The sequence below is a fragment of the Sedimentitalea sp. genome, assembly GCF_039973035.1.
Taxonomy (GTDB): Bacteria; Pseudomonadota; Alphaproteobacteria; order Rhodobacterales; family Rhodobacteraceae; genus Sedimentitalea.
In genome coordinates this window covers 70,412-86,834 of record NZ_JBDWLR010000077.1, presented here as the reverse complement: position 1 = coordinate 86,834, position 16,423 = coordinate 70,412, and the positions used below count along the sequence as shown (strand labels likewise).

The following is a 16,423-nucleotide window of genomic DNA, read 5'->3' as shown; positions in this document are numbered from 1 at the left end:
ACCGAAAGCTATCGCGCCAACATGCCCGCAAGCAAAGTCGCTTAGCGCTGCGCCAATACGAATTCCGCGCATCGGTCGCCCAACATCATTGCCGGGGCATTGGTGTTTCCGGCATTGATGTCCGGAACGGCCGACATGTCGCAAACACGCAGGGCATCAATGCCGCGCACCTTCATATAGGCATCAAGCACCGCGCCCGCATCTCCGTCCGCCCCCATGCGGGCGGTTCCGGCAGGGTGGTAATTGGTCTTCACGAACCGCTTGCAATGGGCCCTTAGGGCAGCATCGGATCGATCCGATGGATCGGGGATCGCGACCTTTGCGATGCGCTTTGCCAAGGGGCCGGCCGCCATGACGTCCAGAAAGAACCTTTGGCCATCAATCATGGCGGCCATATCGTCAGGATGCTTCAGCAGGTTTGGTGAGACCAGAGGCATCGCAGCCGGATCTGACGACGCTAATCGTACTTCTCCGCGCGATTTGGGTTTGACGACAACGGTGGTGATCGTGACACCGTAGTCATCCTGCAGCGCATCCAAGGCGTCTCTGTCGAGATACACAATCGGAACGCAGAATGCCTGAATAGTCGGCGGGGCATTGGGATCGGTGGGATTGACGAAAGCACCGGCTTCGACGCCAGCCGAGGTCACGGGACCAGAGCCGAAAACCTTGAACTGAAGGCCGTTTCGTAACATTCGCCAGCCTTCGCCCTGCTTGTAGTAGCCGTAGGGGCCATTTGCTATCGCGGTGATTGGAACTTCGGGGTGATCGATCAGGTTCTGGCCGACGCCGGGCAGATCGACCTCAACCGGTACGTCAAATTCGGCGAGGTGATCGGCTGGTCCGATACCTGACAGCATCAGTATCTTTGGAGTGACCAAAGCGCCCGCCGCAAGAATGACCTCGCCCGACACGCGGATTTCATGTGTGCCGGTGGCATCGCGATAGATCACGCCGCTTGCGCGGCCATCTTCGACCAGCACCTTTTCCACTTCGGATTGGAGCCTGACGACAAGATTGGGATTGTCTTCCTGTGGTGTGACAAAGGCATAGGCCGCCGAGCTTCGTTTTCCGTATCGGTTGGTAAACTGATAGAAGCCGGTGCCCCGCTGAACAGGCCCGTTAAAGTCGGGGTTATAGGGCTCGCCCAATGTTTGCACGGCCTGCACGAACCAACGCGAAAATTCGTCGATATGGCCCGGGTCCGACACTTGAACCGGCCCGTCCGAGCCATGCAGTTCATTCGCGAGGCGGTTGTTGCCTTCCATCCCGGTGAAATGTGGAAGCACGTCTTTCCAGCCCCAGCCGGGATTGTCGTTGTTGCCGCGCAGTATGTCCTGCCACGCGTCATAGTCAGCGGGCCGCCCGCGCATGTAGACCTGTGCATTTACCGACGAACCTCCGCCCAATACATGGCCTTGGGGGATCTCGTGTACCCGCCCGTCCAGATGCGTCTGAGGCGTCGTGCGATGATAACGCATGAATTTTGAGCCATTGATCATCTTGAAAATACCCGGAGGCATATCGAGCAACGGGTGGCGATTGGAATACCCCGCCTCAAGCAACAGCACGCGGGATGTTCCAGCGGCACTCAGCCTCGCGGCAGCAACGCAACCCGCCGAGCCGCCGCCGACAACGACATGATCAAATTCTTCCACGCTCATTCATCCAGTTCAAAGGTCACGCGCACATATTCCCAAGCTGCGTTGAGATGGTTTGTGAGCGCCTCGTCGGCGGCTTCGGGGTCGCGATCAATGATGGCGTCAAAAATGGATCTATGAGCGCGGTAATTGACCTGGTTGCGTTCGGGCGAGCGCAACATCTTTTCCCAGTGGGGTGCCAGCCAAGAGGTGTATCCCTGATGAACGGCAGGAAAGATCGGGTTCTTTGGCATCCGGTACAGGACGCCATGAAACTGTATGTCGGTCCGATAGAATTCATTGGAGTCAGGTATCGCCAACTCGTTCAGCCGCAACGCTTCTCTGAGCAGCTCGATCTCTGGCTTTTGCGCGGCTGTCGCCGCCTCTCTGACCAGCGCGCGTTCGATGAAAATGCGGCTCCGATAGAGATTTCGGACGCCACCGGAATCCGCAAGGAGATGGCGCACAACGTCGCCCGTGGCGTGCAGCACGGTTTCATAATCGGGTTTGCGCACGATAGGGCGGTATCGTGGCCTGCTCTCGACGAGACCACGATTGGAGAGCGCCGAAATCGCCTCACGGATAACGGTGCGGCTGGCGCCGAATTCCTCCATAAGGTCCCGCTCGGCAGGCAGCGGGTGCTTGTCGGGCAGCTCTCCGGATGCAATCCGCGCGGCAATCGCCGCGACGATGACATCGGCTGCGCGTGGGTGATTGTCTGAATCCATCTTCACGGCCTGCGCACCTTTCACGGCATTCGATAATTTGATCGGACCAAAGTCACGACCCAACGCCGTGATACACAAATCTTCGCTAAAGTTCAGCAGTGAAATTGCGGATTTGCAAGTTTTTTCACGAATGCGTTGACATATTATCTACCAAAGCAATAACTACTCCTAAGTTTGGTCATACCAAAATTAAAGGGAGATAGTTGATTCTCAGATTGCTGACAGGAAATCGCACTCTCAGTGGCGTGGCGGAATGCGCGGAATCGTTCAGCACGGTGTCGGACAGGGCGCGCTTCGGCAACGGAGGCGGGGGAGGGCTGTGATGGATGTCTTGGCAGGCTGACGATTTACGTGAACCGGGGGCAGGCCCCAAACAATCGCGCCAGAAAAAGCGGCGCACACCAGTGGAGGAAAAATTCATGAACCGTAAAGTATTGCTTATGGCGGCGACGGCATTGGGGCTTGGCGCGTCTTCGATTGTGTCCGCACAATCCCTGCCGCCTCTTGAGAAGAAAGATCGCTACACGGTTGGATTCTCGCAGATGGAATCAAACAACCCGTGGCGCATTGCGGAAACCAAGTCATTTCACGACACCGCCGAAGCGTGCAACTGGAACCTGATCGCCACCGATGCCGCGGGTTCGGCTGCGAAACAGGTTGCGGACGTGGACAGCATGATCGCGCAGGGCATCGATGTTCTCTTTCTGCCGCCACGCGAAGAAAAGCCGCTGATCCCTGCCGTCAAGAAAGCCCGAGCGGCGGGCATTCCGACGTTCCTTGTTGATCGTTCGGTTGATCCTGCCGCCGCCAAGCCGGGCGAGGATTTTGTCGCGTTCCTTGGATCGGACTTTATTGATCAGGGCCGCCGCGTCGCCGAATGGACCATCGAGAATTTCGACGGCGAAAAGGGCGTGATCGTACAGCTTGAGGGAACAACTGGTTCGTCGCCCGCCAATGACCGCAAGAAGGGGTTCGACGATGCGATTGCCGCCGATGATCGGTTTGAAATCGTCGCCTCCCAAACCGGCGATTTTGCCCGCGATCTTGGTCGTCAGGTCATGGAAACGCTGCTGCAGGCGCACCCGGACGTCAACATCGTTTATGCTCATAACGACGAAATGGCGATCGGTGCCATTCAGGCGCTCGAACTGGCCGGTCGCAAACCGGGTGAAGACGTGATGGTCGTATCCATCGACGGCACGCGGGATGCCTTGCAGGCCATCATCGACGGCAAAATGGGTGTTACCGTGGAAAGCTCGCCGTTCTTCGGGCCCCTCGCTTGCGAAGTGATGAACCGCTATGCCAACGGCGAAGAGATCGAGCATTGGGTGCAGGTTCAGGATCGCATTTTCACGCAGGACAATGCGGCTGATCACATCGACGAAGCGTATTGAGGCTTTGGTAATCCGGCGGGGGCGTGACGACGTGTTCGCGCCCCTTCCAGACCAGGCGTTCTCATGTCCAAGGGTCTCAATATGACAGAGCTTCTATCGATGACGGGGATCGACAAGGCGTTTGCAGCTGTCAGCGCCCTGTCGCAAGCGTCGCTGTCCGTTGCTCCGGGCGAAGTCCATGCGCTGATTGGACAAAACGGCGCTGGCAAATCGACACTGATCAAGATCCTAACCGGGGTTTATCGACGAGATGGCGGGATCGTTTTGTTCAACGGGGCGCAAAGCGAGATCTCCAACCCGCGCGAGGCGCAGGCTGCGGGGATCGCGACGATCTATCAGGAGCTTAATCTCGTCCCCCTCCGTTCGGTGACTGAAAACGTGGTTCTTGGGTACGAACCCAAAAGGTTTGGTATTCTCATCAACTGGAAAGAAGCGCATCGCCGCACGCGCAAAATTCTTGCGCGGTTCGGGATCAATATAGACGTGCGCGCGCCACTGGGCAGCTATTCGACCGCGATTCAGCAGCTAGTCGCGATTGCGCGCGCAGTATCGCTCGACGCGCGACTGGTGATTATGGATGAACCGACATCGTCGCTGGATTCGTCCGAAATCGAGGTCCTGTTCGGGGTCGTTCGCAGCCTGCGCGATGCCGGGGTTTCGGTTCTGTATGTCTCGCATTTCCTCGACGAGCTTTTCGAGATCTGTGACCGGGTCACGACCATGCGCGACGGGCGCACTGTCGATTGTCGCGACATTACCGGAACCACTAAGCTCGAACTGATTGCAGGCATGCTTGGGCGTGATGCAAAGGATATAGAGCAGGCCGGAATGACCGAATTCGGAGGCGGCGGCACAGGCAAAAAGGGCGAGATTCTTCTGACGGCAAAAGGTGTTTCGACCGGACCTCGGCTCACTGATTTTGACATGACGCTCCATCGTGGAGAGATTGTCGGCCTTGGCGGCCTGCTTGGCGCGGGACGGACCGAGGCGGCAAGAGCGATTTTTGGGGTCGATCGGCTGACCAGTGGGGCGATTTCGGTCAAGGGCAAAGGCGCCGGGCCGGATAATCCTGCTTCTGCAATCAACGCTGGTTTCGGTTACCTCACCGAGGATCGCAAAGCCGAAGGCATCATTCCAGACATGTCGGTGCGAGAAAATCTGACACTGGCTTTGTTGCCCAAGCTTACCAAGAACGGACAGATTGATTGTGCTCGCGAACGCGAATTGGTCACATCTTACATCAAGGCGCTTGGCATCAAGACCGCCAGCATGGAGCAACCCATTCGCGAACTGTCGGGTGGCAACCAGCAAAAGGTTCTGCTTGCCCGGTGGTTGGCGATTGAGCCCGATCTGTTGATCCTTGATGAGCCGACGCGCGGCGTGGATGTTGGGGCCAAGCGCGAGATTCAGGCCATCATCCGTGACAGCGTCGCAAAAGGGGTCGGGGTGGTTCTGATCAGTTCCGAATTCGAAGAGATCGTCGAAGGCGCGGACCGGATAATTGTCTTGAACGAAGGCCGCATCGTAACCGAACTGACCAACCCCGGCATCACCGAGGACGCACTTGTTCGCGCACTTGCCCATACCGAAGGGGCGGCGGCATGAGCACGCAGGACACAGAACTCCAACCCGTCAGAAAGCCGTTTGCGTTGGGGCGGTTCCTGCGTCGCAACGGTGGGATCGTCGCCCTTGTCGTGTTGCTGGCCTTCAATATCCTGGTGACACCGAACTTTCTGCAACTGCAGACACTGTTCGTGAACATCAGCCAGGTGGCGACGATTGCGATTGTCGCAATGGGGATGACGCTGGTCATTGCGACAGCAGGGATCGACCTGTCTGTCGGGGCGATCATGGCCTTGGCCGGGGCGCTTGCTCCCTTGATCTTCATGTCGGAATTCGGGCAGCGTTACCCGTCTCTGGGGATCGCCGCGGCGATTGTCGTGCCGCTCATTGCGGCGCTCGCATGCGGGCTGTTCAACGGCGTGATGATCGCGACGTTGAAGGTTCAGCCGATCATCGCCACCCTCATCCTGTTCATTTCCGGTCGCGGTATCGCGCAGGTTTTGACCAATGGAAACCTGCAAACATTCTCCAACCCCGCTTTCAGTTATCTCGGGACCGGCAAGATACTTGGGTTGCCGTTTCAGGGGTGGCTGGCCATTGCCATCGCCTGCATCCTTTATCTGGTCATGACCCGCACGACGTTCGGGCGTTATGTTCTGGCCATCGGAGGCAATGAACGCGCGGCGGAACTGTCAGGCGGTCCGGTCAAGCGCGTCAAGATCGGCGTCTATATGATTTGCGGTGTGCTTGCAGGTCTGGCCGGGCTGATTGTTGTTGCGATCAATTCGGCCTCGGATGCCGCCCGTAACGGTAACCTAATGGAGCTTGACGCAATCGCGGCGGCGGTTGTCGGCGGAGCGCTGCTGCAAGGTGGGCGGGCTCCGATTTTCGGCGCCATTCTCGGCGCGGTCATCATCCAGTTGGTCAAATACACGCTGCTTGCCAACGGTGTCGAAGATGAAGTCGCCCTTATCGCCAAGGCCATCATCATTCTGGCGGCTGTTTACGTCCAGCAATCGCGGAAGGAATAATCATGCTCGATGCGGACGCATTTGACCTGCGCCATTACATATCGCGCAATCCGCAATCCACCGCTGTCTGGATCGCGCTTGTCGGGCTGATCCTGTTCGGCGTCTTGCGCTATGACAACTTTGGAGGGGCTTACAACATCACGTCCTTCCTGAACTACAACTCGATGTTCATCGTGATTTCCGTGGGCATGTGCTTTGTCATCATGACCGGTGGAATTGACCTGTCCGTTGGCTCTGTCGCGGCGTTTACATCGGTCATCGCCGCCTATCTTTCGCCTTATGGGATCGAAGTCGCTTTGCCTGCGGCGGTTCTGGCGGGTGTCGGTTTTGGTGTGATCAACGCCATCAGTATCATTTTGCTACGCATCCCGCCGTTCATCGCAACGCTGGGTACCATGCTGGGCGCTAAAGGAGGCGCGCTGGTGATATCCGGTGCACAGACCATTGCGGTCGACTGGGGATCGAATTTCACCAAGATGGGGATGGAGAAGGCCCTGGATATTCTGCCGTGGTCCATTGTTGTCGTCGGCGTGGTCGTCATCGGCCTTTGGATCGTGCTGGAAAAAACGTCGATCGGGCGCACGGTTCTTGCGATTGGTGGCAGCGCCGACGCTTCGACCCTGATGGGGCTCAAGGTCAACCGCGCAACGGCTTTTGTCTATCTCATATCCGGCGGCTGCGCAGGCCTCGCCGGGGTCATTCTGGCGTCGGGATTTGGCGCGGGCCAACCGCTTGAAGGGATCGGGTGGGAGCTTTCGGCCATCGCATCGGTTGTCGTTGGCGGTACGTTGCTGACCGGCGGGCTTGGCTCGGTGCCGGCCACCGTGGCTGGTGCGCTTCTTCTGGGGTTGGTGTTCAATATCCTCAATTTCGAAAACGGACGCGGCACCATCAGCTTTAGTGCCTATTGGCAGATGGTGATCCGGGGCGGTTTTCTGTTTGTCGTTATCCTGTTTCAGGCCAAGGTAATGTCTGGACGCAGAACCCGGGAGCCCTCGTCATGAGCGTTATCAAATCCATCAAGACCCGCTTGTTTCATATCCCTCTGGCCGAAGTTCTGGTGGACGCCAAGCATGGGGATCATCACTTTTTTGAACTTGTCACGGCGACCGTTCAATTGGACGATGGCAGCGAGGGAACCGGGTACACCTATACCGGCGGCAAGGGTGGCCATGCCATCAAGGCGATGCTCGATCATGATCTGGTGCCATTCCTCACCGGACAACAGGCCGACGATGTCGAGGCGCTCTATGATGCGATGCAGTGGCACGTGCACTATGTGGCGCGCGGCGGCATTGCGTCTTTTGCGATCTCGGCGGTTGATATCGCGCTATGGGATCTGCGCGGTAAACGCACGGATCAGCCGTTGTGGCAAATGGCGGGCGGAAATGGTCAAACCTGCAACGCCTATTGCGGCGGCATCGATCTGGGCTTTGATCTGCCAAAGCTGCTCGCCTCGGTGCAGGGATACCTTGACCGTGGCTTTAACGGGGTAAAGATCAAGATCGGGCAACCCACGCTTGCCGAAGACCTCGCCCGCATCGGCGCCGTTCGTGATTTGATCGGTCCGGATATCGCATTCATGGTCGATGCCAATTATTCGATGACCGTGGATCAGGCGATTGCAGCGGCCAAGGCCTTTGTGCCCTTTGATCTGCTCTGGTTCGAGGAACCTACGATACCCGACGACTATGTAGGTTATGCCCGTATCGCGGATGCAACCGGCATCCCGCTTGCCATGGGTGAAAACCTGCATACGATCCATGAATTCGAATACGCATTCGAGCAGGCCAAACTGAGCTTTATCCAGCCGGACGCGTCCAATTGCGGGGGCATCACCGGCTTTCTGCAAGTTGCCAAGAAAACGTTGGAGCATGGCATTCCGATCTGCAGTCATGGCATGCAGGAACTGCATGTCAGCCTGGTCTCGGGGCGGCCCAACCCCGGGTGGATCGAAGTCCATTCCTTTCCGATCGACACCTATACCACCCGGCCACTCGTGGTCAGGGATTCCAAGGCCGTGGCACCTGATATTCCCGGTACCGGCGTGACCTTTGACTGGCGAAAACTCGAATCCGCAAATCTCCTGACTTAACAACGGAAACAGACATGAAACATCAGGCGGCCTTTTATCGGGGCGACAAGAACTTTTCCATTGATGCTGTAAAAACCCAGCCCCCCGGCGCAGGTGAGGTTCAGATCGATGTTGCCTATTGCGGCATTTGCGGTACCGATCTGCACATCTATCTCGGGCACATGGATCCGCGGGTGGGGTTTGAACGCACCATCGGTCACGAAATGTCTGGTGTCGTGTCTGCGCTCGGCGAAGGTGTCCAGGGGCTGTCTGTCGGGCAGCGGATCGTTGTGCGCCCGCTGGATCATTGCGGCGACTGTCCTGCCTGCAATGCCGGGCATCAGCATATCTGTCATAACCTCAAATTCATCGGCATCGATTCCGACGGGGCATTTCAGCAGAAATGGAACGTGCCGGCCCATACGCTTCACGTTCTGCCTGACGACCTTGACCTAAGCCATGCCGCCCTGATCGAACCACTTGCCGTGGCCGTGCACGATGTGCGGCGAGGGAACGTGCAACCGGGCGAGGATGTTCTGGTCATCGGCGGTGGCCCCATCGGGATGCTGGTCGCGATGGTTGCGCGCGAAGTGGGTGCAAACGTGACAATATCGGAAATCAATGAAAACCGGCTCGCCTTTGCCGACAAGATCGGGTTCACCACGCTGAACCCGAAAGAGACAGATGTCGCAAAGACGATCCATGAAGCTACCGGCGGCAAAGGGGCGGATGTGGTGTTCGAAGTGTCCGGCAGCCAGCCGGGCGTTGACCTCATGACGGCTGCGGCCGCCACGCGCGGACGGATCGTGATGGTCGCCATTCATGCAACCAAACCGCAGATAGACATGTTTCAGTTCTTTTGGCGCGAACTGGATTTGCTCGGTGCGCGGGTGTATCTGCCTCAAGACTACGACGGTGCCATGGCGTTGCTTGCAAAGGGCGTCGTAGATTGCGACAGCTTTATCACCGACATTCAGGGACTGGATGATATTCAGGGCGCGTTCGAGACGCTGACACGAAACACGAACGCCATGAAATCCATGATCCGCATCTCGGAGGACCTGTGATGTCCCTACGTGACAAATTCGATCTGACCGGCAAGACAGCGCTGGTGACAGGCGCCAAACGCGGCATCGGACGCGGCATGGCAGAAGCCTTGGCCGAGGCCGGTGCCGACATCATTGGGGTGAGCGCCACTCTGTCTCCGTCGGGCTCCGAAGTGGCTGATGCGGTAACGTCTCTGGGGCGTACGTTCACCGGCTATGCCTGCGATTTCTCAGACCGCGCCGCAGTCAAAGCGTTTGCCGCGCAGGTTCTGCAAGAGCATTCTCCGATTGATATTCTGGTCAACAACGCCGGGACAATTCTGCGCAAGCCCGCGGCGGAACACCCGGACGAGATGTGGGATGAGGTGATCGAGGTCAACCTGAACTCGCAATTCATACTGACCCGTGAAATCGGCGCCGGTATGGTGGAAAGAGGCAGCGGAAAGATCATTTTCACTGCCTCACTGCTGACCTTTCAGGGCGGGATCACGGTACCGGGCTATGCCGCCTCAAAAGGTGGTATCGGACAGTTGACCATGGCGTTTGCCAACGAATGGGCAGGCCGTGGGGTGAACGTCAATGCGATCGCGCCGGGGTATATCAACACCGACAATACCGTAGCGTTGCGCGGCGATCCGGAGCGGTCCAGGTCGATCCTTGATCGGATACCCGCAGGGCGATGGGGCACGCCGGACGATTTCAAAGGGCCGATTGTGTTCCTCGCCTCCGATGCGGCGGCCTATATGCACGGGCATGTGATGCTGGTGGATGGTGGATGGATGGGGCGCTAATCGGCGACCGCATTCCCCGCTCACTTCGTTTGCCAGTACAATCCTGATTGAAAATGGGCGCAGACATGCCTGCGCCCATTCGGATGTCTAGAATTTGATCGACGCGGTCAGGAACACGCTTCGTCCGGGTTCATTCAGAGCAACCACGTTGGACAGACCCGCACCGTCCGATCCACGCGACACATAGGTTTCGTCAAACAGGTTGCGGACATCCAGCCGGAACTCGACATTCTGGTAGGATGGTGGCGTGTAGGTCGCATAAACATTGACCACACTGTATCCGGGCAGCGACGACATCCCGTTGACGCCATCGGTTTCGTCGTTCTTCAGCGCGATCTCTGCCGTACCACCGATCGCAATGTCTGGCGTTACGGCATAGCCAGCGGAAATTCCGAAAATCTCACCGACGGGGCGGCCATAGTAATAGGCCGTCGATCCGATTGGCTCACCATCCAGTTTGACATCTGCATTGGTATAGTTGACGCGCACAAAGCCGCGCCCGCCAAAATAGCCAAGCGAGGCGTCAATGCCCTGAGATGTCAGATCAGCAACATCCCTGCTTGCACTCAGCACGTCATTGATGTCGCTGACCTTGGTATAGAACAACGCGCCGCTGGCCTCCCACGGACCGTTTTCATAGCGCAGCCCGATCCGCGCGTTGTTGCCGCGCGAGGCTTCTGGCGTGCCATAGACCCAGGCACCGCCGAGGTTGATCAACGACGCTTCGCTCAACTCATATCCGCCCCAGCTGGAGGCGGCACCGATGTTAAAGCTCAGCGTATCTGTCAGGATGACATCGGCCTGGGCGTTCAGACTGACGCCGGTATCGCTGTATTCGCTTCCATCGGCGAGCTCGAACCGTTGCGAATCGATGCGTCCGCCATAGGACAGGGACAACCTGTCGCCGATATCTTGACGCATCTGGGCGTAGATGCCGATGTTATCCAGCGTTTCCTTGCCCGTTGGTGTCGTCAACGGACCTTCGGGCGTGGCGGTGTCGTGGAAGAAGTCGACACCGGCGGTCAGAGTGCCGTTGCCCAGAGCAAAGTCGTTTTCGATCTTGCCGCTGAGGCTGTCGTTGGTCCCGACCGCTGCACCTGCCTCGGTATACTGCTCGTTATAGCTGAGCTGAACCATCGGGGAAAACGCAGCGCTGGGGGCCTCGTCAGTATAGGTGAAGGTGTAGGATGTGCGTTCTGACAGGGCTGGCAGATAGACACTGTCGCGCCCCACGACGCCTGCAAAATCCGGGCGTGCGAAATACAGCCCTCCCGGCCCTTCTTGCATGGCGCGCAGGCCGTTGTCCTTGGTGCGGTTGGCCGCAAGTTCGAAACGTTTGCCGTCATCAGTGGTGTAGGCGAATTTGCCCGTGATTGCGGACAGGTCAGGTTCCGTACCGGGGACGACGTTGCCCGAACCGTCTTCGTAGTCGTCACCGGTGGTTGCGACTCCGTTCAACAGGTACTCGAACCCACCGCTTTGCCCGTAGACGGTCAGCGATCGCCGAAAGCTGTCGCCGTTGTCACCATAACTCACCGTAGCCTGCCCGCCAAAGGTTTGCCCCGCCTCCAACACATCGCGCGCATCGATTGTTTCATATGCAATGACACCGGCCAAAGCACCCGGCCCTGCGTCTGCGGGTGCGAGGCCCGAACTGATATCGACCTGTTTCAACAGGGACGGGTCCATCAGAACGTTCCCGGTATGGTGAAATGCAGATTTGTTCTGCCGCGCACCGTCAATTGTTACGGCAAGAAGGCTTTCCTCGATACCATGCACCAGGACCTTTTGGGCGATGGCCGCACCACCGCTTGAGATCACTTCGGATTCACCATCAAACACCTCCGCCATCGAGGACGGGTTCCGGGCCTGGATTTCTTCGGTTGTGATTTCCGTGTTGCCCAGTGCTTCCTGCGCCTCATCGGCCTCGACCCGGATAACGTCCAGTTCGAATGCTTCTTGCGCCGAAACTGTGGACGCGCAAATTGCGGCAACGGATGCCAGCAATGCAGCCTTTCTTGTCAGAACCATGTGTCCTGCCCTCTCGTTCATTATATTGGAATTGGCTGGCAGGCCGTGGCTTGTGCGACGGAGTATGCTGGCTGTTGCCATCCGCCTAGGTAAGCTTAGTTAATTAGTCAAGTATTCGCGCCAAGTTTCACACCAACACCACTGGTCTGTCGCCAAGTGTGTGCACTTCTGCATCAGTTTCGAAGACATCAGACATCAAATCCGGTGTAATCACAGCATTTGACGCGCCATCCGCCACGATCCGTCCGTGGCGCATAACCAGCACACGATCGGCAAAGGCAGCGGCAAAGTTGATATCATGCAGCACGATCACGATGCTTTTCTTTCCGGTATCAGCCATCTGGCGCAGCAGGCGCATCAGGTGACGCGAGGCGGCGATATCGAGGTTGTTGAGCGGTTCATCAAGCAACAGGTAATCCGTCTCTTGCGCATAGGCCATCGCCACAAGCGCGCGTTGCCGTTGCCCACCGGAAATCTCGTCAAGAAACTGGTCCGCGAGCGGCTCCAGAGAAAACAACGCCAGCGTTTCGTCGACAATTTCGCTGTCGCGCTTACCAGGGCGACCCCGGTGCCACGGGTAGCGCCCCATCATCACGGCCTCGCCAACACGCAACCGGGCCGAAACGTGTGCCGATTGCGGCATGATCGCAAGCACCCGCGCCAACGCCGCATCCGAACAGGCACCGATCTGCAAATCATCGACCATGATTGTACCGGTCTTTAGCGTCTGCAACCGCGCAACCAGCGACAACAACGTAGATTTGCCAGCTCCGTTCGGACCAATCAGCGCGGTCACACCGCCGCGTGGCAGTTCCAGATTGATGTCCTCAAGGATGGGCCTTCCCTGGATCGTGTGCCCGACACCGCGAATGGAAATCATCGGATATATCTCCGCAGAACAAGGAATAGAAACACCAGCCCGCCGAGCATCTCGACAACAACCGGGAGCGGCGTGGAGAGGTCAAGAACCCGCTCCATCACGGTTTGTCCTGCGACCAGAACAATGCAGGCAACCAGCGCCGCAGTGGGCAAAATCACTGCGTGACGCGAGGCCGGCGCGACAAGATAGGCCAGTGCGGTGACTATCAAACCAAATAACCCCGATGGCCCCGCAAGCGCCGTTGCAGAGGCAACCAAAACGCAGACCAGGGCCAAGACCTGTTTTTGCCCGCGTTGCGGGTTTTCGCCCAGACCTGTCGAAACCTCGGTCCCGAGGGCGAGAACATCCAGCCTGAACCTCATCCGCCAAACCAACACCAGGGCCGGGAGGCTCACCACTGCGGTCAGGGCAAGCAAACCCGGATCGACATGTGTGAAGCGGGCAAAGCTGGCGGCCTGTACCATCTGATATTCATTGGGGTCGATCATGCGTTGCAGGAAATCGGTCAGTGAGCGGAGCAGGATTCCCATGACGATCCCGGTCAGCACCAGTTTGATCATGTCGCTCTTGGCGCCAATCATGAGAACACCGAACAACACCATGCCCAAGACGGTCATCCCGGCAAGATTTATAGCGAACATGACAGGTGCCGGTATTGCGGCAAAACCCGCTGCCCCCAAGGTGTGAACCATACTCGTCAGCACCATTATATAAAGCGCGTCAAAGCCGATGATGGAAGGCGTCAGAATGCGATTGCCCGCGATGGTCTGAAACAGCACCGTGGCGGTGGCAAGACAAACTCCGACCAGCAACAATGCCGCAAGGCGGCGCAGACGAAAGGGAAACAGAAAGTCCCACGAACCGACCGCATCGAAGGTCATGAACGCGAAGCACGAGAGGACGAGGAGCCCGGTCAACACGACAAGCCGTTTATCCATGGCGGGGTTCGCGATAGAGCAGGATCAGGAACAGAACAGCCCCGACAACGCCGATCACCGAGGCTACCGGCACATCGAACGGAGCCCGGATGGTGCGCCCGCAGATGTCCGCCGCAAGAACCAGTCCGGCCCCCGTCAACGCCGTGACGGGAAGTGTTTGTGGCAAGTTGTCTCCCATTTTCCGCGCCACGAGATTGGGCACGACCAGCCCGACAAATGGGATGGCCCCCAATGTCACCACGACCATCGCCGTGACCACCGAAACCGCGAGCAATCCAGCAGCGGTAACGCGTTTGACGTTGATCCCCAGGCCACGCGCCACATCGTTGCCAAGGCTGAGCAAGGTGATGCGTCCGGCTATGAACCACGTGGCCCCTGCCGCCAGCCCCGCGACCCAGAGTAATTCGTACCGTCCCTTAAGAACCCCGGACAATTCACCGGTTAGCCAGACCTGCAAGTATTGCATCATGTCGCCCTGATAGGCGACAAAGGTGACCCCAGCCCCAATCAGCCCGCCATAGATCAACGCAACCAGCGGCACCAACAAGGGCTGCGCAGGCGGCAACGGACGGATCAGCATCAGCAATCCGACACTTCCGGCCAGCGTAGTTGCCCCCGCCAGCCCCATCTTGATCCAGATCGGTGCGGTCGGGATCAGCAATGTCGCGAGCAGCACTCCTAGTGCTGCGCTTTGCCCGGCTCCTGCGGTCATCGGTTCGACAAATCGGTTGCGGGCCAGAACCTGCATGATCTGCCCGGTGATCGCCAGTGCCGCACCCGCCAGCAGCGCCGCGAGGGTTCGGGGTAGGCGGCTGGTGAGGATCAAGCGGCGTGCCTCGGGGTCGGTCAGAAGATCCCGCGGACTCAGCGGAATGACCCCAATAAACAGCGATGCGCCCGCAAGGAGACACACGACACCAAGTCCGACCCACAAGCGCATGGAGGGATCAGGCCGACGCGGCCAGCGCGGCGATCAGATCGTCCAGAGTGCGTATCATCGCTTGGGCGCCGCCGGCTGCGATGTAGGTTTCAGCTGGCGCCAGATAGATGACGCGATCCGATTTCCATGCCTTGGTGCCGTGAACAAGTTCGTTGTCCAGCGTCGATTGCGCAGTTTCGGCTCCGTCACCAACGGCCTGCCCGCGATCAATGACAATCAGCGTGTCCGGATCCGCAGCAGCGATGTATTCAAATGTCACGGCTTCGCCATGGCGCGACTCGGCAACGTTCTCTACGGCCTCTGGCCAGTTCAGGTCGTTGTGTAGCCATCCAAACCGGCTGTCCCGGCCAAAAACCGAGAGCTTTGGGCCATTGGTCATCAGGATCAGCGCGTTGCCCCGATCCGCGACCATCGCACGCGCCTGGTCAAGCCGCTCTGCGATGGCACTCTGCAACGCATCGGAGGCTTCTTGGGTTCCGGTGAGCGCAGCATAGGCCTCAAGCCGCGACAACCCATCCGCGATCGTATCGGTGCCGATGGTCATATCGGCCACCGGGGCAATCGCGGACAGCGCCTCTGACATGGCCGCCGACCGACCGCCAACCACGATTAGGTCGGGTCTCAGTGCGGCAATCGCCTCGAAATCGGGTTCGAACAATGACCCGACCACGGGCAAGTCGGTCGTCGCCCCATCCAGATAGGCGACAAACAGCGGCGCCACCACGCCTGACGGGTTCGATCCGAGGGCCGTCAGCGTATCAATCGCTGCAACGTCGAGCGCCACGATGCTCTGGGGCTGATCTTGCAATGTCATCGACCCGGTTGCGGTGTTGAACGTGACAGGGTCCGAGATCGCGGCGGTTGCGGACAAGGTCAACAGCAAGGGCAAATATCGTAGCAGTCGCAAGGGCATGTCCAACTTTAAGAGATGTGCTGGCTCACGCTGTTGGCGTTGGCTACTGACGTTGAGCGCCGCAATAGGCCGTTGTTCGCAGCGCGTCAAGTTTTTACCATAGTAAAAGAATCGGAATTAGGAATGCAGAATGCTGTCGTCACAAAGTCGCTTTGAAACATCCAACGGCTCGAAATACCTGCAGCAGCTGTGCAAGCATTTCGCCCACAAGGTCGCTGTTGAATTCGATGACAAATCGGGTCACGCCGACCTACCACCGGGCCGCGCCACTCTTGTTGCGGATGCCGAAGGGTTGAGTGTTGTGGTCACGGCAGAGGACGAAAAAGGTTTGGGCGTTGCCCGGTACATTGTCGAAGATCATCTGAAACGGTTCGCGTTTCGCGAGGACTTCTCGGCACTGGATTGGACAGATCAGTAGGTCCATGGTGATCTGAGAAAGCCCGGATTGACCAAC

At 58.2% G+C, this 16,423-nt stretch carries 15 protein-coding genes; 8 read left to right on the top strand and 7 right to left on the bottom strand.

What is annotated here, in order from left to right:
- Nucleotides 1-41: 41 nt before the first annotated feature.
- A complete protein-coding gene (locus ABJO75_RS18425; RefSeq protein ID WP_348133389.1) occupies nucleotides 42-1,664 on the bottom strand; it encodes a GMC family oxidoreductase in 1,623 nt (540 codons plus the stop codon).
- The gene (locus ABJO75_RS18420) at nucleotides 1,661-2,368 is read right to left on the bottom strand and encodes an FCD domain-containing protein (protein ID WP_348133963.1); all 708 of its coding nucleotides are present in this window, start codon (nucleotides 2,366-2,368) and stop codon (nucleotides 1,661-1,663) included. Before ABJO75_RS18420 ends, ABJO75_RS18425 begins: the two co-directional genes overlap by 4 nt.
- Nucleotides 2,369-2,787: 419 nt before the next feature.
- Between ABJO75_RS18420 and ABJO75_RS18415 the strand changes: the two genes are divergently transcribed.
- The 7 genes from ABJO75_RS18415 (at nucleotide 2,788) to ABJO75_RS18385 (ending at nucleotide 10,267) form a co-directional block, all read left to right on the top strand.
- Entirely contained in the window at nucleotides 2,788-3,762 is a 975-nt protein-coding gene (locus ABJO75_RS18415) for an ABC transporter substrate-binding protein (protein ID WP_348133392.1), read from the top strand.
- Nucleotides 3,763-3,843: 81 nt separating this feature from the next.
- Nucleotides 3,844-5,367, top strand: a complete 1,524-nt coding sequence (locus ABJO75_RS18410; RefSeq protein WP_348133395.1) for a sugar ABC transporter ATP-binding protein — start codon at nucleotides 3,844-3,846, stop codon at nucleotides 5,365-5,367.
- Nucleotides 5,364-6,356: an ABC transporter permease gene (locus ABJO75_RS18405; RefSeq protein WP_348133398.1), complete on the top strand. Its 993-nt coding sequence runs from the start codon at nucleotides 5,364-5,366 to the stop codon at nucleotides 6,354-6,356. Before ABJO75_RS18410 ends, ABJO75_RS18405 begins: the two co-directional genes overlap by 4 nt.
- 2 nt (nucleotides 6,357-6,358) lie before the next feature.
- Nucleotides 6,359-7,360, top strand: a complete 1,002-nt coding sequence (locus tag ABJO75_RS18400; RefSeq protein WP_348133401.1) for an ABC transporter permease — start codon at nucleotides 6,359-6,361, stop codon at nucleotides 7,358-7,360.
- A complete protein-coding gene (locus ABJO75_RS18395; protein ID WP_348133404.1) occupies nucleotides 7,357-8,451 on the top strand; it encodes a mandelate racemase/muconate lactonizing enzyme family protein in 1,095 nt (364 codons plus the stop codon). The genes ABJO75_RS18400 and ABJO75_RS18395 overlap by 4 nt, the downstream gene beginning before the upstream one ends.
- A gap of 14 nt (nucleotides 8,452-8,465) precedes the next feature.
- Nucleotides 8,466-9,497, top strand: coding sequence for an alcohol dehydrogenase catalytic domain-containing protein (locus tag ABJO75_RS18390; protein WP_348133407.1), 1,032 nt, complete (start codon nucleotides 8,466-8,468; stop codon nucleotides 9,495-9,497).
- The gene (locus ABJO75_RS18385) at nucleotides 9,497-10,267 is read left to right on the top strand and encodes an SDR family oxidoreductase (protein WP_348133410.1); all 771 of its coding nucleotides are present in this window, start codon (nucleotides 9,497-9,499) and stop codon (nucleotides 10,265-10,267) included. Before ABJO75_RS18390 ends, ABJO75_RS18385 begins: the two co-directional genes overlap by 1 nt.
- Before the next feature lie 87 nt (nucleotides 10,268-10,354).
- Here ABJO75_RS18385 and ABJO75_RS18380 read toward each other — a convergent pair whose 3' ends face one another.
- The 5 genes from ABJO75_RS18380 to ABJO75_RS18360 all read right to left on the bottom strand — a co-directional run bounded on the left by ABJO75_RS18380 (nucleotide 10,355) and on the right by ABJO75_RS18360 (nucleotide 15,963).
- The gene (locus tag ABJO75_RS18380; RefSeq protein WP_348133411.1) at nucleotides 10,355-12,298 is read right to left on the bottom strand and encodes a TonB-dependent receptor; all 1,944 of its coding nucleotides are present in this window, start codon (nucleotides 12,296-12,298) and stop codon (nucleotides 10,355-10,357) included.
- A gap of 127 nt (nucleotides 12,299-12,425) precedes the next feature.
- The gene (locus ABJO75_RS18375; protein ID WP_348133413.1) at nucleotides 12,426-13,178 is read right to left on the bottom strand and encodes an ATP-binding cassette domain-containing protein; all 753 of its coding nucleotides are present in this window, start codon (nucleotides 13,176-13,178) and stop codon (nucleotides 12,426-12,428) included.
- Nucleotides 13,175-14,116, bottom strand: coding sequence for an iron chelate uptake ABC transporter family permease subunit (locus ABJO75_RS18370; RefSeq protein ID WP_348133416.1), 942 nt, complete (start codon nucleotides 14,114-14,116; stop codon nucleotides 13,175-13,177). The genes ABJO75_RS18375 and ABJO75_RS18370 overlap by 4 nt, the downstream gene beginning before the upstream one ends.
- Nucleotides 14,109-15,056 (bottom strand): iron chelate uptake ABC transporter family permease subunit, encoded by a 948-nt coding sequence (locus ABJO75_RS18365; protein ID WP_348133418.1) that lies wholly within the window; start codon nucleotides 15,054-15,056, stop codon nucleotides 14,109-14,111. Before ABJO75_RS18365 ends, ABJO75_RS18370 begins: the two co-directional genes overlap by 8 nt.
- Nucleotides 15,057-15,063: 7 nt before the next feature.
- Nucleotides 15,064-15,963 carry a siderophore ABC transporter substrate-binding protein gene (locus tag ABJO75_RS18360; RefSeq protein ID WP_348133421.1) on the bottom strand — a complete coding sequence of 300 codons (900 nt, stop codon included), beginning with the start codon at nucleotides 15,961-15,963 and terminating at the stop codon, nucleotides 15,064-15,066.
- Between the two features lie 139 nt (nucleotides 15,964-16,102).
- On the opposite strand from ABJO75_RS18360, the gene ABJO75_RS18355 reads away from it, so the two are divergent.
- On the top strand, nucleotides 16,103-16,387 hold the full coding sequence (locus ABJO75_RS18355) for a DUF2218 domain-containing protein (RefSeq protein WP_348133965.1): 285 nt from the start codon (nucleotides 16,103-16,105) through the stop codon (nucleotides 16,385-16,387).
- The last annotated feature ends 36 nt before the right edge of the window (nucleotides 16,388-16,423 follow it).